General features: G+C 43.8%; 14 protein-coding genes. 2 read left to right on the forward strand and 12 right to left on the reverse strand.

Annotated features, from left to right (window positions below; all coding sequences use genetic code 11):
* Positions 1 to 45: 45 nt before the first annotated feature.
* The 9 genes from G395_RS29900 to G395_RS0120985 form a co-directional block, all read right to left on the reverse strand.
* Positions 46 to 1359 (reverse strand): M56 family metallopeptidase, encoded by a 1314-nt coding sequence (locus tag G395_RS29900; RefSeq protein ID WP_051350282.1) that lies wholly within the window; start codon positions 1357 to 1359, stop codon positions 46 to 48.
* Positions 1360 to 1370: 11 nt separating this feature from the next.
* Positions 1371 to 1745 carry a BlaI/MecI/CopY family transcriptional regulator gene (locus tag G395_RS0120950; protein ID WP_026631868.1) on the reverse strand — a complete coding sequence of 125 codons (375 nt, stop codon included), beginning with the start codon at positions 1743 to 1745 and terminating at the stop codon, positions 1371 to 1373.
* A 200-nt stretch (positions 1746 to 1945) separates the two neighbouring features.
* On the reverse strand, positions 1946 to 2593 hold the full coding sequence (locus G395_RS0120955) for a Uma2 family endonuclease (RefSeq protein WP_229204244.1): 648 nt from the start codon (positions 2591 to 2593) through the stop codon (positions 1946 to 1948).
* Positions 2594 to 2735: 142 nt separating this feature from the next.
* Positions 2736 to 4175 (reverse strand): pyruvate kinase, encoded by a 1440-nt coding sequence (gene pyk, locus G395_RS0120960; protein WP_026631870.1) that lies wholly within the window; start codon positions 4173 to 4175, stop codon positions 2736 to 2738.
* Positions 4176 to 4201: 26 nt separating this feature from the next.
* Positions 4202 to 6694 (reverse strand): replication restart helicase PriA, encoded by a 2493-nt coding sequence (gene priA, locus G395_RS0120965; RefSeq protein WP_026631871.1) that lies wholly within the window; start codon positions 6692 to 6694, stop codon positions 4202 to 4204.
* Positions 6695 to 6775: 81 nt separating this feature from the next.
* Positions 6776 to 7075, reverse strand: a complete 300-nt coding sequence (locus G395_RS0120970; protein ID WP_026631872.1) for a type II toxin-antitoxin system RelE/ParE family toxin — start codon at positions 7073 to 7075, stop codon at positions 6776 to 6778.
* A complete protein-coding gene (locus tag G395_RS29905; RefSeq protein ID WP_157486757.1) occupies positions 7066 to 7296 on the reverse strand; it encodes a hypothetical protein in 231 nt (76 codons plus the stop codon). Before G395_RS29905 ends, G395_RS0120970 begins: the two co-directional genes overlap by 10 nt.
* A 44-nt stretch (positions 7297 to 7340) precedes the next feature.
* Positions 7341 to 7943: an aminotransferase class IV family protein gene (locus G395_RS0120980; RefSeq protein ID WP_026631873.1), complete on the reverse strand. Its 603-nt coding sequence runs from the start codon at positions 7941 to 7943 to the stop codon at positions 7341 to 7343.
* Positions 7921 to 8925, reverse strand: coding sequence for an aminodeoxychorismate synthase component I (locus G395_RS0120985; RefSeq protein WP_026631874.1), 1005 nt, complete (start codon positions 8923 to 8925; stop codon positions 7921 to 7923). Before G395_RS0120985 ends, G395_RS0120980 begins: the two co-directional genes overlap by 23 nt.
* Before the next feature lie 123 nt (positions 8926 to 9048).
* On the opposite strand from G395_RS0120985, the gene G395_RS0120990 reads away from it, so the two are divergent.
* A complete protein-coding gene (locus G395_RS0120990) occupies positions 9049 to 10056 on the forward strand; it encodes a YpdA family putative bacillithiol disulfide reductase (protein ID WP_026631875.1) in 1008 nt (335 codons plus the stop codon).
* Position 10057: 1 nt separating this feature from the next.
* Here the strand turns inward: G395_RS0120990 and G395_RS0120995 are convergent, their stop codons facing one another.
* On the reverse strand, positions 10058 to 11074 hold the full coding sequence (locus tag G395_RS0120995) for a WD40/YVTN/BNR-like repeat-containing protein (protein WP_157486765.1): 1017 nt from the start codon (positions 11072 to 11074) through the stop codon (positions 10058 to 10060).
* A gap of 168 nt (positions 11075 to 11242) precedes the next feature.
* Here G395_RS0120995 and G395_RS0121000 point away from each other — a divergent pair, with 168 nt between their 5' ends.
* Positions 11243 to 11542: a YtxH domain-containing protein gene (locus tag G395_RS0121000; RefSeq protein ID WP_026631877.1), complete on the forward strand. Its 300-nt coding sequence runs from the start codon at positions 11243 to 11245 to the stop codon at positions 11540 to 11542.
* 53 nt (positions 11543 to 11595) lie between these two features.
* Here G395_RS0121000 and G395_RS0121005 read toward each other — a convergent pair whose 3' ends face one another.
* Both G395_RS0121005 and dnaG read right to left on the reverse strand, forming a co-directional pair.
* The gene (locus G395_RS0121005; RefSeq protein WP_026631878.1) at positions 11596 to 12147 is read right to left on the reverse strand and encodes a DUF4136 domain-containing protein; all 552 of its coding nucleotides are present in this window, start codon (positions 12145 to 12147) and stop codon (positions 11596 to 11598) included.
* Between the two features lie 24 nt (positions 12148 to 12171).
* Positions 12172 to 14178 carry a DNA primase gene (gene dnaG / locus G395_RS0121010; protein ID WP_026631879.1) on the reverse strand — a complete coding sequence of 669 codons (2007 nt, stop codon included), beginning with the start codon at positions 14176 to 14178 and terminating at the stop codon, positions 12172 to 12174.
* Between the last annotated feature and the right edge of the window lie 146 nt (positions 14179 to 14324).

Consider the following 14324-nt stretch of genomic DNA (forward strand, 5'->3'; position numbering starts at 1 on the left):
CTTGAATGTTAATGTGAACTCAGCGTTGGTATTTTTATCCGGGAACTAACGCGATACAGGGCCATAATGTACAACCGTCGCCGCGGATTTCGCCGCTTCTTTGTGACTGCTTGATGTTTTCTCGTCGCTTTCTTCCAGTTGGAAGTTTACCGGCAAGTGGTATTTTACATTAACCGGTTCCCCATTTTGTCTCCCGGGTTTCCATTTCGGAAATAGTGCAAGCACTCTTGCAGCCTCCTCGTCACAGCCTGACCCAATGCCTTTTAAGACCTTGATGTCTCGAACATCGCCGCTGGTAGTAACAATAAATTGTAAAAAGACCCGTCCCTGAACATTGTTCTTTGCCGCAGCAGTAGGGTATTTTATTTTTCTTCCAAGGAACTGAAACATAGCCTGTTGCCCACCTGGGAATTCGGGCTGTTCTTCAACGACTGTGAAGACTTTTTCATTTGCAAGTGCATCGTTAGCTGCCTTTTCTGAATTTCTAAAGGCCAATTCTGCTTCATTCTGCTCGGTTTGTTCACAACCTGCGACAAATAATGCCGTACTTCCTATAACCGTCAGGGCCAGCATATAGGTGCTGAGCATCCATTTCGAAGTTCTGTTTTTGTAGATCATACGAATGCGATTTTTGATTTGCGATGGTTTAAAAAAATGATTCGTTAACGAAGTGATAGGCGCTTTTAATGCATAGGCGACCAAGAAACGGGCATAAAGATCCCGGTTAGGCGCCTGGGCGTCCGCAAGAAATTCGTGGATTTCCTGCATGGAGCGCTTGTAAAGCAAAAGGAATGGGTTGAACCAGAACAAGACTTTCAAAATCTCGATAAAGAGAATGTCCAAACTGTGCATTTGCTGCGTATGGACCATTTCATGTCTCAAAATGGCATCGAAATGATGCTCGTAATCGTTGCGATTAATCACAATCCACTTCAAAAACGAGAATGAGCCAGTGTTGTTAGAATCGATTAAAACCACGGTGCAGTCATCGAGCTTGATGATTTCACCGGCTTTTAAAAACATCCGTAACTGAATAATATGCTTCAAAAACTGGAATGCGGCAATCATCAATCCAATGGCATAAACAGCCCAGATTGCCTGCGTTTTACTCAACACCGGCGCCTCTTCGTAATTTGGTGAAACGGTAAAAGTGGCAGCATTAATCTGATATACGACCGGAATTGTAGGCGCATTCTCAGGGTAGATCAGCAGTGGAAGCAGAAACGCCAGGCACAAGGATCCGAGCAAATAATAGCGGTTCCATTTGAAGAATGTATGGTTCCGCAGCATGAGCAAATAACACGCAATGAGCAAGATCCAATACAAGTTAACCTTTCCAATGTACAATAGCGTTTCCATGGCTAACGGATTTATTCTTCGCTTTTATGATCATTAATCAGCTTCATGATTTCATCCAGATCCTTGGTTTTGAGATCATTATCCTTTACGAAAAAGGAAACCAGGTTAGGAAGCGAGTTGTCAAAATAATTGACCATCAGCTGCTGTATTTCATGGCGCTTGTATTCTTCCTCGCTGATCAGCGGAAAATATTCGTGCGTTTTGCCATAAGCCGTGTAACCCACAACTTCCTTCTTCTCCAAAATCCGGATGATCGTGGAAACCGTGTTATAAGCAGGCTTAGGTTCAGGCATTTCGGCCAAAATGTCTTTTACAAAAGCCTTTTTCAATTGCCACAAGATCCGCATGATCTCTTCTTCGGCCCGCGTTAATGTGCGTATTTCCATAATGTTATTTTGTCTTTCCAGTATTTCGAACTACTAATTCAAAGGTAATACTATTTACTTAGTTTCAAAACTATTTTATTAGTTATACGAGAAAAGATAAAAGCGAAGGTGTTTTGCTTCGCTTTCTGAATGTGTTTAAATAGAGCTAAATGATTTACGAATCAAGCTTTTACCAGATGCTGCCTGTGGCTTTTAACAGTTCATGCAAACTCCGAGCCTTTGTCTTTTAAATACTGACCAACATTGCAAGTAATACTGTCTAGTATTTCCACATCACGATTCCAGTCAAACGACTGCCATCCCTCATCGTGCGTTGCAACCATGACCTTTTTTGATTCTGTCAGAAACCAAATGACTTTCTCGGTGCCAAAATCCAGTAATTTTCCAGTTTTCAGATTGATGTAGCTGTGAGCAGTTAAGTCTTCCAGCGCAATGTCAATGTCCACTTCAATTGAAATAAGCGGTGGAACACTCGCGTAATTTTTATTGATCTTATCAATGGTCAGTTTACTGCTGTCAAAAATTAACAAATCTCCCGCCAAATTATTCTTTCGATCGAGATGCAACCCTGCTTCGTTTGTCAGAATATGATATTTATGCTCATCGATTTGCTTGCCAATCCAAATCGTTAAGTATGTGATCAGGAAAGCCTGCAAAGAACTCGAACCCATAATGTCTTCAACCGTTTTCGTTTTGGCCAGTACGTCGCGGTAACCTTTGCGATACAAGGGTATGCCGTCAATTATTTCATGGATCAGAACGTCAGGTATATTTTTCGCAGAGATTGTCTTTTGCAAAACCCTCTGCGGATTGGAAGAAGCTATCATATGTCCTATTGATTTGCTCATAAGTAAATATAATGATTTTTGCTTTGGGGCGGAAGAGCATTGTCCCACCGGTTTACTGCCATTTTTCTAACGGTAATCTGCCGTATAAAGCAAAAGCAGCAAGAGTTGCCTCCTGCTGCTTTCTAATAAGAATTCCTTCTATTTATTCTACAACGCTCAATTTTACAGTATTCGTCTTGCGCTGTCTTGAAACCGGGATGCTAAGCGTGTTGATGAAAACATCGCCTTTTTGCAATTCACCTTTTTCAACTAAAAACTGCTTGATATCCTCAATCAGATCGTCTGTAGAAGCATCTTGGTCGCGGTCGTAATAGTATACTTTTGTTCCCCAATACAATGCTAGTTGATTCATTAACACTTTATTGGAAGTGAAAATCAACAAGCCAGCCTTTGGGCGGTGATGCGAAAGACGGAAAGAAGTGTATCCAGAACGCGTGATACCAATGATCGCTTTGGCTTGCGTGTCACGTGCCAGACGGCAAGCGCTCATTACCACGTAATCATTCAGTTTGTTAATGCTTGTGCTTTCGCTAACAGCAGCGTGGTGTTTGAAATAAATGCTGTTTGTAGACGATTCAACTCTTTCAATGGTTCTTGTCATGCTTTCAACAGCCAGCAACGGATACTTTCCTGATGCCGTTTCAGCGCTAAGCATTACCGCATCAGCACCATCCAGAACGGAGTTAGCAACGTCGTTAAGCTCCGCACGTGTTGCGCGCGGGCTATCAATCATGCTTTCAAGCATTTGCGTAGCAACGATAACCGGTTTTCCAGCCTTGTTACATTTGTCAACGATCATTTTCTGGATCATTGGCACTTCTTCCGCAGGAAGTTCAACACCCAAGTCGCCGCGGGCAACCATGATGGCGTCTGTGGCTTCGATGATCTCGTCGATGTTCAGGATTGCTTCCGGCTTCTCGATTTTTGCAACCAAACGTGCCGTTTTGCCTTTGCTCGCAATATATTCTTTTACTTTAATCAACTCTGAGGCTGTGCGAACGAATGATAATGCCACCCATTCGACATTATTCTCAAGACCAAAATCAAGATCTTCGTAGTCTTTCGCTGTTACGGAAGGCATTGAAACCTTCGTATTTGGCAGGTTTACACCTTTTTTGGATTTCAGATAACCACCATAAATTACTTCGGTTACCACGTCTGTTCCATCCATTCCGGTTACCAGCACTTCCAGTTTACCGTCGTCCATCAGGATGCGGTCGCCGATTTTTACATCATTGTACATGCCATCGTATGGCGTGCTTACTTTTTCAGCAGTTCCCAGCACTTCTGTGTTGGAAAGTATTAATTTATTGCCTGCTTCGATCAAAACGCCATCTTTTTCGGCAACCATGCCGATACGGATTTTTGGTCCCTGTAAATCTTGCAGAATAGCGAGGTTTAAACCATGCTCTTCGTTGATTTCCCGAATGGTCGTTAATCTTTGGAGGTGATCAGCGTGAGAGCCGTGAGAGAAGTTAAGGCGAAAAACGTTTACCCCGGCTTTTGCCAATGCATACAATGTTTCTTTTGTTTCGGAGGCTGGACCTACGGTAGCAACAATTCTGGTTTTTTTGGAAGACATAGATTAATATGCAGTAAAAATGATTTTTATAAACAATCCACGTCAATCACGACCTGGATGCTTTTGAGCGTCTTATCGGTTAAAATATCAATAACCTTTTCTTGTATAAATGACTTTGCCGCCTTAAAATTAATCTTTTCTCGTTCAAGTTTAATGAGAATGTCGAACAAAAACTGATTTCTTACTCTTTCCACCAGCGGCGGTTGCGGTCCGAGAACCCGGCTGGCTCCCAGGTTGGCCGTCAGTTTGTCTGCCAGGATCTTGGCAGCCTTGTTGGAAGTGGCTTCATCGACGTGCTTAACAGTCACTTTTATAAGCCTTGTAAAAGGCGGATAGTGGAATTTTTCACGCTCCTCAATTTCAGAGGCATACATGCCCTCGTAATCGTTGTTAATGATCTTTTCCAGCAGCTTTTGGCTAGGATTACTCGTTTGAATAAGCACTTTTCCAGGCTTTTCCGCACGCCTTCCCGCTCTGCCGCTGACTTGTGTAAGCATTTGGAACGCCCGTTCCGAAGCACGGAATTCGGGGAAATGGATCATCCGGTCGGCATCAAAAATCCCGACAATGCTAACATTATCAAAATCAAGGCCTTTGCTTACCATTTGTGTACCGACCAGAATGTCGATTCCTCCTTCCTCAAATTCGGAAATGATTTGTTGATAAGCGTTTTTTGCCCTTGTCGTATCCAGGTCCATTCGCTGCACACGGGCTTCCGGAAACATCGAATGGATCTCATCTTCAATCTTTTCTGTCCCGTAACCCATTGTTTTCACCTGAGTCGAGCCGCATTGCGGGCAAGTTCGCGGAACTTCTTCTTTGTGGCCGCAATAATGGCAGCGCACTTCGCCGGCTTTCATATGGTACGTAAGGCTCACGTCACAATTCGCACATTCAGGAATCCAGTTGCAGATTTCGCATTGCAAATAGGGAGAGTAACCGCGGCGGTTCTGGAAAAGGATGGTCTGTTCTTTATTTTGAAGATTTAATTTTAAATGGTCAATTAGCACAGATGAAAATTCGTTTTTCATTTTCCGTGACTTCTTTTCCTTTTTTGTATCAATTAATTCAAACGTCGGTAACGCAGCATTGCCAAACCGCTGCTTCATTTCCACAAACCCATATCTGCCCGTTTGTGCATGGTAATAACTTTCTAATGAAGGCGTTGCGGAGCCAAGAAGCGTTTTGCCCTTATGCATATAGGACATGATCACAGCCACATCGCGCGCATTATAGCGGGGCGCCGGATCATGCTGCTTGTACGAAGTTTCGTGTTCTTCGTCAACGATGATCAGGCCAAGATTATCAAAAGGAAGAAAAACTGCGGAACGCACACCGACTACAAACTGAAATTTTCCATCCAGAATGCCTTTCCAAACTTCAACGCGCTCATTATCAGAAAATTTGGAATGATAAATGCCCATTGTGTCACCAAAAACTTTCCGCAGCCGGACAACAATCTGGGTCGTCAGGGCAATTTCAGGCAATAAAAACAGAACTTGCAGGCCACTTTCCAGGACTTGTTTGATGAGTTCAATGTAAACTTCGGTTTTGCCGCTGCCGGTTATGCCGTGCAAGAGCACAACTTCTTTTTCTGTAAAGAGTTCGTGAATTTGTTGAGAGGCTATTTTTTGCGTTTCCGTCAATGTAATGACCGCATTGCTGGCTGGAATGTCGTCAAATCTAGAAATGAAAATTTCAAATTGTTCAAAGATTCCCTTCTTAATCAATGTGTTTAGCGAAGCATCCGAAACATTGTCATCCTGGCTAAAAATAGATTTGTCAAGCCCTTTCTGATTTAAATCAGGATTGTTATAAACCGGAATGTAACTCAAATATTTTAGGAGAATTGCCTGCTGCTTCGGCGTTTTATCCAGCGAGCCTGCCAATTTGGAAAGTGCATCATTGGACGTGTAAGCAGCATTCAACCTGATTTTTCGAAGAACTTTCGGCTTATATCGTTCATTAACCTCTTCAAAAAGAATCACGGCACGTTTGCCGACCAGTGATTTGATGATTGCCGTTATGTTTGAACGCTGCAAAAGCCGCTCAACCTCCTCATAGGAAAGGGTTTGGTGCTTTTTGATCTCATCAACCACAATCCGCTCCTGATCTGTCAGCAGGTCATCATGATCAAATTCAGGGTTGATCTGGATCCGTGACTGGCTTGTGATTTTCAGTCCCGCCGGAAGAGCAATGTTAAGCACGTCGCCAATATTGCATAAATAATATTCCGAAACCCAATTGAACAATTCAAGCTGTCGCTTGGTGACAATAGGTTCATCATCAAGCAGTTCAAGAATGTATTTCGCTTGGTATTTGGAAGGCGGATTCGAATGTATGTGAGCGACAACCGCCGTAGTTACCCTTTTTTGTCCAAACTGCACAATCACCCGCGCCCCCACCTTAATCATCCCGCTCATTTCCCTGGGAACCCTGTAAGTAAACAAAGAAGGAATCGGAACCGGTAATATCAGATCGGCAAAAAAAGTAGTTTCTTCCTCAAAAAGGGAGGCCATTGGCTGCGGGGAAATGTTTTAATAATTAACGCGCAAAGTTACGATTAATCGCACGGATGGTCTATAAGTAGATAGTGGAAGCTAAAAGATGCGTTTCTTTTTGGGATGTTGGCGTGTATCAAACACTGCTAAAACAAAGACTTTGGAATCCGTTACTTTGTATATCAGTAAATTATGTTTGGTTATAACAGCTTCACGCATTGGGCTATTCTCTGAAATTTGCCTAAACATGCCAGGATGATCAGCAATCATGTGCAGGACATGTTCAGTTCTTTTAACAAAATCCCTAATAACAGCTTCGTGCCAATTCTCTTCCAAGTAAGCGATTACACCATGGAAATTATCTAACGCACGCGGTGTCCAGACAATCTCTAAAGCCATTTTTTATAAGTTTCCCTGGCTCTGTCATGTGATATCTCCAAGCCGGCATCGATTTGCCTGATTGATTCCTGAACATCGGAAATAACCTTTTCTGGAAGGTCGCCCCATTCATGATCTGCGTCAAAATTCTTGAAAATCGATTTGACCGCATCTATAATGTTCTTGTCCTCCGTGTCCAGAAGTCGTTTAGCTAATTCGATCTTTTCAGTTTGCATATCCATATGACCAAATTTACTGTTTTTGTGCATAAATAATAATTCCCAAATCAAACAATGCAATCCATCCCCAACTCCACCGCATTTTCCCAACCAATCATCGCATTGAACAACCTAATCTTACTAAAATTCGCAAGATCATCTTCGCTAATCCTTTCCTCTTTGATAACCCCCAATTCCAGTAAAAACGCCCGCTGCGTGCCTGGTAACAGCGTTGAATTAGGGGTAACCCAGGTAATTCCATTGTAAAAAGCAACATTGCCGTAAAGGGAATCGGTTACCAGACTGTTTTTGATGATCAGGATTTCGTCGGCGTCATTTCGTTGGGCGAAAAGGGTGTTAAGTTCTTCGCGGTCTTCGTATTTGTAACGGTAATCAATGGCGTCGTGATATACGCGCTGGATTTTGCGGATGTTCCTGAATGAGTATGGCTCCCATTTGATGGCTTCTATTTCCTGGCTGTATGAAATGCGGCATTTGTGCAGCGTATGGTCAACATTGTCGGGGATAATGAGGAGTTCGGACAAGTTCCAGTAATCGGAATAACCCCAAAGTTCGTGGCGCGTTCTGTTGAGCCGGGCTTCGTGGTAAGCAAGGTTTTTCAATTCGCGATTCTCACAGCAAATTGTTTCAAAACATAATGTGCGGGACATGGGCGAAGGGTAGGTAAACTTTGTCGATTAATTCCTGATATTCTTTTTCCGCATTGCTTTGCGCTGTGATCCCGCCGCCGCTTTTGAAAACCAGTTTTCCATCCTGATTTTCGATGAACCGGATCATGACCGCACTCTCAAAATTTTCTCCGTCAAAATAACCCATAACCCCCGTATAATAACCGCGGTCATAATTTTCTGCTTCCTCAATGATCTTTAATGTGCTCGGTTTCGGCGCTCCGGTGATGGAGCCGGCGGGGAGCATTTGAAGCAATAAATCACCAAATTTCCCATCGAAATCATCAGGCAGAATCCCCGCGATCTCCGAGCTTACCTGCAATAATGTCTTATCATTTGTCTGAATGCGATCAATGTAGCGGTATTTTTCGACCCATACTTTTTCGGCAACCATACTCAGGTCATTGCGGATGAGGTCTACGATTGTGGCGTGTTCGGCGGCTTCTTTGGCATCGGATAAAATTACATGCGCTGCATTCGGAACCGATGCGTCAATGGTGCCTTTCATCGGATATGATGCAATCCGGTTGCCGTTGATCCTGACAAAAATTTCAGGAGAAAAACAGACGAACTCATTTTTATACAAAAACCGGTAAGGAGCCTCACTATGAACAAAGATCTCCTCCAAAGTAAGGTCCGTAGTGATGTTTGTTGGAACCGAAAGATTGACCAAAAACGAATTCCCGGCCTTTAAATTAGCAACCACCCGATCAAATTTGACAACATAATCGGTAAAAGAGATGGGCTTTTTATAAAATTCAAAGTCGGAAAGGGGAGGTTGCTTTTCATCTCTGCCGACATTACTAAAACCATTCAGATCGAAGCGAATGTTGGTCAATGCATTGTCGTCCAATGTCCAGGCTAGCGGCTTTTCGATGCGGTAATCTACAAGAAAAAGGAAGGGAGTTTTTGATTTTCCCCACTCGTTCAGCTTTTCTGCAAAGTCCCTTGCCCGGTCTTCCAATCTTGATTCTAACTAAATAATGAACATTTTGAACAGCCAGCTAATTTACAAAGTTCAGAAACCAATATCTAAAATAGCGGGTTTATTGAAGTAGGAAAGCACAATCGAATTAAGATTATCGCAATGCATATATATGATGTAATCGTTATTGGCGGCGGGCCATGCGGGCTGGCAATGGGCGTAGAATTGGCGAAAAGCGGCCTGGATTATCTGATTCTGGAAAAGGGAAATCTCACCGAATCGATTCGCAGATATCCGAGGCGCATGAAGTTCTTTTCAACCGCTGAAAACATTGAGATCGGCGGAATTCCTTTCGCTATTTCCGAAGTGAAGGCCAACCGGAACGAAGCATTACAATATTATAGAAAGGTTGCAGGCTATTACCACCTGAATTTTAAGCTTTTTATCGATGTGGACCGCGCGGAAAAGCAGCCTGACGGAACATTCCTGACTTATGCTAATGATGGTCAGATCTTTCAATCTAAAAATGTGGTTCTGGCAACAGGCTATTTTGATGTTCCCCGACTATTGAATGTGCCCGGCGAAGACCTCCCGCATGTATCGCATTACTATGATGAGCCTTTCAAATATTCTTTCACCAATGTGGTGCTCGTAGGCGGGTCCAATTCATCGGTGGAAGCTGCTTTGGAGCTTTACAGGCATGATGCACATGTGACAATTGTACATAAGGAGGCTGATTTTCGCACAAAAGTGAAATATTGGCTTGTGCCTGATGTGAAAAACCGGGTTAAGGAAGGCAAGATACACACGCGTTTTAATTCTATTACAAAAAGCATCGAGCAGGGTAGGATTGAAATTGAAAACCTTGAAACTGGCGAGACGGAATGGCTTCCGGCGGACTTTGTGTTCTTGCTCGTAGGATACCTTCCCGATGAACATTTGCTCGCAAGATGTGGCGTAGCCCTGGATGAAGTGACCAAAGTTCCGTCTTTTGATAAAGAAACCTTTGAAACGAATGTGCCTGGCCTTTATCTCTGCGGAACGGTTATGGCGGGTGTTTTTACAGAAAAAGTCTTTATAGAAAATGGTCGTGATCATGCAGCCGCGATTGCAGATCATTTGTCCGGAAGGGAAGTTAGGGTGGTTAAAGAACTGATAGAAAGGATCTGATTTACTGATCTACAAAAACCAGTTTCCTTTTTTTCTTTTTGGTCGAAAATTTCTCAATTTTCCCGATCAAGCCGTTGGCTCCGACTGCATAGCCCACATTCCCTGCAAAACTCATGGCGTGAAATCCTTCTTTGCCCAATTCCTGCCAGGTTTTGCCCCAATCCGCCGAAAAGCTGCTGCCCGAAGGGCCGCTTGCGATTAATGCGTAATCATCGGATCTGAGCTCCGATTCGCCCGTCCAAACTGCATCCGTTTTATGATATAGTGCAACGCTTTCCTTCAAACCGGTAGGCTTGGTCATGCCCATTAGTTTCCAGGTAATGCCACCATCGCGTGTAATGAGAACATTCTGGGTTGAATCAGTCGTTTTCTTAAAATCACCGCCTACTGCAATGCCACTGCTTTTGGACCAGAACCGTAATCCAAAAATGCCGCTCGTTGGCCCGGCAGGCAACGGCGTTGCCGATACTTCCCAGGAACGGCCGTAGTCATCTGAACGGAAAACGCGCGCCATTTTACCTCCCCCCGTTCCAATGAATACCTTCTCCTTACCGGCAACAAGAATGGAGGTGCCGCTGGCAGCAAAGCAGGCCTCACCCGGTTCAGCAACCGGCCGCTTTTCAACCGGCAACTCCTGCCAGCTTTTTCCGCCGTCTTCCGTAGTCAAAATGAATAACCTTCCATTGATCGGATCGCCCAGACAGATGCCTTTATTTTTATCCCAAAAGTCGATTCCATCCAGAAAAACCCCATTTTGTGTAGTTTGGTACACAAGCGACCAGGTCAATCCACCGTCTTCTGTGCGGTAAATTTTGGCCTTATCGTGCTGTGCTTCGCCCGCGCTCATAGCTACCGCGACCTCCCTATTGAAGGCATGAATGTCCCTGAAATCAAGCGAATCTGCACCCGAAATTTTTGAGGTTAACCATTTCTTACCCCCGTTCACCGTTTTCAAAACAGTTCCCCCTGAACCGCCAATCCAGCACGTGGTAGGCGAAACGGCATGCACTGCGCGCATGTGGATTTTAGTTGTTATATCAATGACCCTCCATTGCGCTGTTACCCATTGTGGCGTGAGAAACGTGATAATCAATGCAAGCCGCTTGAAAATTGTTGAACTTAGTGGCACAGTATTTTTGTTATTTTACAGTTCAAACTTATTATTCTCACAAAATAAGAAATTCATATGAACAAGAATCAAAAATTTCTGATAGGCTCAATAGGTGCACTTTTGACAGGTATTGCGATTGGCCTTTTAGTTGCTCCTAAGGACGGGAAAGACACTCGTAAATTGATCAAAAATAAAGCAAATGATCTTGGCGGCAATGCAAAAGACAAATACGAAAAAAGCCTTGAAGAGTTGTCTGTTCTAGCTGACAGATTGAAAGATGGCTTCTTGAAAAACGTTGGCAATGCAAAAGACAAAGCTGGATCCGTTGCTGACAATGTGAATGAGCGAGCACGTGGAGTAGTAAATAACGGATAAGCATCTGACATCAACCATATTGGGAGGGCTGTTTCTTCAATGAAGCAGCCCTCTTATTTTGGGATTTTGTCAACGATTTCTTTGATAGCCTGATTAATATCTTCTGTAAAATTGCTGCTCTTCTCTGGAATGATGCCTTCCGCGCCTCCCTGCCATACCATCTTGTTAGTCGAAGAATCTACCAAGTCGATCATGATTGTGCCTTCGCGATATTTGCCGACAACAACTTCCTCACTTTTCCAGGAATAACGCCTTTGCCCCATATAACGGGGGAGCCCGTCGGTGCGAAAATCTGTTTGCCGGGTTTGTGATTTTTCTTCAACATTTAATGCAATGTTGATTTTCAAATTGGCATCCCGGGCTTCGTCAAGGCCTCGTGCTTGCAGATTTTGCGCAATTGCCGTTTTAATAATGCCTATATTTTTCTCAAAGTTTTGAGAAACCGTATCGCCTCTGGCTTCAATATCATAAAATCCAAAAGTGTCATAGTTTGACAGGCTGAAATCTTCTTCTTGTCTGGAATTGAGGATCTTATAAGAAGAATTGCATCCTGAAATGACAATCGCGGCAAAGAAAAACAAGATTGAAATACAAAAAGTCTTCATAACATCAGCATCTAAGTTGACCATTTATCCAATTACGCTACCCAACTCTTTCGCAGCCGCCATGCTAATGCCCTTATAATACATGAATTCACTCATCACGGCGGTTTGCTCTTCCTCCGTTTTGGCATGAACCGCTTGCTGCAAGCACACTTTCATTTTTTCTTCAATAAATGCCTTTTTAAGCCTCAGAATGTTTATAAAGGCTGTTTTGTCTAAAACGTCAGTTTCAAAAGGAACAAAAATCTCATACTTTTCAGACCATAATTCGCTTAACTCATATTTGTTGGCAAGCCAGTCAATGGTCAGATTTCTGATCTCCGGTTCGTGATGGTTTAAAAAATAATCCGTAGTAAGCACGTGATTCCGGTTGAAATTTTCCCGGAAGAGCACCAGCAAATGGTGGAAAACCGTGTCCTTGAAATCAATGCCTTCAATCTCGCTTAATACATACTGGCAAACGGTTATGGACGGTTCCAGCTCGCGCGCTCCGTAAACCACCAGTAATCTGATAAATGCTTCTTCCTGATAGTACAACTTGCTGCGCTGGGGCGCCTCTGTCTGGGAAGTTTGTGGCGCAAAAAAGTCAGAAGGAGGCTCGTTCTGTCCAGTTTGGGAGTCGCCGGAGAACAATGCATCAAGATCTGCCGGGCTCTCGGGTGCCTGGTAATTTTGGCGGGGCGCCCTTTCCTGCGGCTTTTGTGTATGGAGCTTGCGCAGAATTTTATTGCCTTCCGTGATCAGCATCTGCTCATCCACCTTCATCATTTCGGATGTCCGATGGAAAAAAACCTGCCGCTTGATAGCGTCCGGGATCTTCACAATGCTATTAACGACTTCCCCGATCACTGCTGCCAGTCGAAAAGGATCATTTCCAGCATCCTGCAACAACATTTCTGTTTTGAAGGTGATAAAATCCTTCGCGTTGTTTTTCAGGTAAGCTTTAAAAGCCTCCGCACCGACCTTCCGGACGTAGCTATCCGGATCGTCGCCGTCCGGGAAGAGGACAATGCTAACATTGAGGCCTTCTTCTAAAACAAGATCCAGACCGCGTAATGCAGCTTTTATTCCGGCAATATCACCATCATAGAGAATCGTGACATTTGGAGTAAACCGGCCAATGAGCCGGATCTGCTCTACGGTCAGCGAGGTTCCGGACGAAGCCACAACGTTCTCGATTCCTCCCTGATTCAGCGAGATCACATCCGTATAACCCTCAACCAGATAACAATGGTCAAGCTGTCGGATCGCATTTTTCGCCTGGAAAATGCCGTATAGGACATCACTTTTGTGATAAACTTCGGTTTCCGGCGAGTTGAGATATTTGGGCTGATTAGCCGCTTTGCTTTTATCGGATTTAAGGATCCGCGCGCCAAAAGCAATTACTTTTCCGGCCACATTATGGATCGGAAAAATAACCCGGCCGCGGAAACGGTCATAACCGGCAGTCTGGCTGCCTTCTTTATGAATCAGTAAGCCGGCTTTTTCGAGTAATTGGGTAGAATAACCTTTTGCCAGGGCCACTTTTGAAAACGCGTCCCACGTATCCAGGCTGTAACCGAGCTCAAATTTCTTACGAATTTCACTTGTGAAACCCCTTTCCTTGAAATAGCTAAGCCCCACAGCCTGCCCTTCATCACTTTCATGAAGCTGCTGTACATAGAAATTTTTAGCGAAATTGAGAATGATATAAAGGCTCTCCCGCTCATTCTGCCGAAGTGCTTCCTCATCCGTAACTTCCTCTTGCTCAATCTCAATGTTGTATTTGTCGGCCAGATAGCGCAATGCTTCGCCATAACCGACGCCATCGATGTCCATAACGAACTTAATCGAGTCGCCAGCTGCTCCGCAACCGAAGCATTTATAAATCTGCCGGACAGGGTTGACGTTGAATGACGGCGTCTTTTCGTTGTGAAACGGGCAGCAGGCGGAGTAATTGGCCCCTTTCTTTTTTAACGACACAAAATCCCCCACCACTTCCACAATGTCAGCGGTTTGTTTGATTCTTTCAACGGTTTCGGGGTTTATGCGCATATGAGTATTTTGAGCGGCTTTTGCAATATTATCGTTCTATTTGCCGCTTTGGAGATCCGAAGCAGCGCGTAATCTGTAACAAAAAAGATAGTGCTTAAATTTTGAAGACCTGCGATTATTTACAAATAAATAAGGTAAAGACACAT

Origin of the sequence: Dyadobacter alkalitolerans DSM 23607, assembly GCF_000428845.1 — a bacterium.
GTDB lineage: Bacteria > Bacteroidota > Bacteroidia > Cytophagales > Spirosomataceae > Dyadobacter > Dyadobacter alkalitolerans.

Bases quoted from the DNA above. Each gene is read 5' to 3' on its own strand.
- G395_RS29905 (WP_157486757.1), bottom strand. From the start codon at position 7,296: ATGGATATGCAAACTGAAAAGATCGAATTAGCTAAACGACTTCTGGAC.
- G395_RS0120995 (WP_157486765.1), bottom strand. From the start codon at position 11,074: ATGCGCGCAGTGCATGCCGTTTCGCCTACCACGTGCTGGATTGGCGGT.
- G395_RS29900 (WP_051350282.1), bottom strand. From the start codon at position 1,359: ATGGAAACGCTATTGTACATTGGAAAGGTTAACTTGTATTGGATCTTG.
- dnaG (WP_026631879.1), bottom strand. From the start codon at position 14,178: ATGCGCATAAACCCCGAAACCGTTGAAAGAATCAAACAAACCGCTGAC.
- G395_RS0121000 (WP_026631877.1), top strand. From the start codon at position 11,243: ATGAACAAGAATCAAAAATTTCTGATAGGCTCAATAGGTGCACTTTTG.
- pyk (WP_026631870.1), bottom strand. From the start codon at position 4,175: ATGTCTTCCAAAAAAACCAGAATTGTTGCTACCGTAGGTCCAGCCTCC.
- G395_RS0120990 (WP_026631875.1), top strand. From the start codon at position 9,049: ATGCATATATATGATGTAATCGTTATTGGCGGCGGGCCATGCGGGCTG.
- G395_RS0121005 (WP_026631878.1), bottom strand. From the start codon at position 12,147: ATGAAGACTTTTTGTATTTCAATCTTGTTTTTCTTTGCCGCGATTGTC.
- G395_RS0120950 (WP_026631868.1), bottom strand. From the start codon at position 1,745: ATGGAAATACGCACATTAACGCGGGCCGAAGAAGAGATCATGCGGATC.
- G395_RS0120955 (WP_229204244.1), bottom strand. From the start codon at position 2,593: ATGAGCAAATCAATAGGACATATGATAGCTTCTTCCAATCCGCAGAGG.
- G395_RS0120980 (WP_026631873.1), bottom strand. From the start codon at position 7,943: ATGTCCCGCACATTATGTTTTGAAACAATTTGCTGTGAGAATCGCGAA.
- priA (WP_026631871.1), bottom strand. From the start codon at position 6,694: ATGGCCTCCCTTTTTGAGGAAGAAACTACTTTTTTTGCCGATCTGATA.
- G395_RS0120970 (WP_026631872.1), bottom strand. From the start codon at position 7,075: ATGGCTTTAGAGATTGTCTGGACACCGCGTGCGTTAGATAATTTCCAT.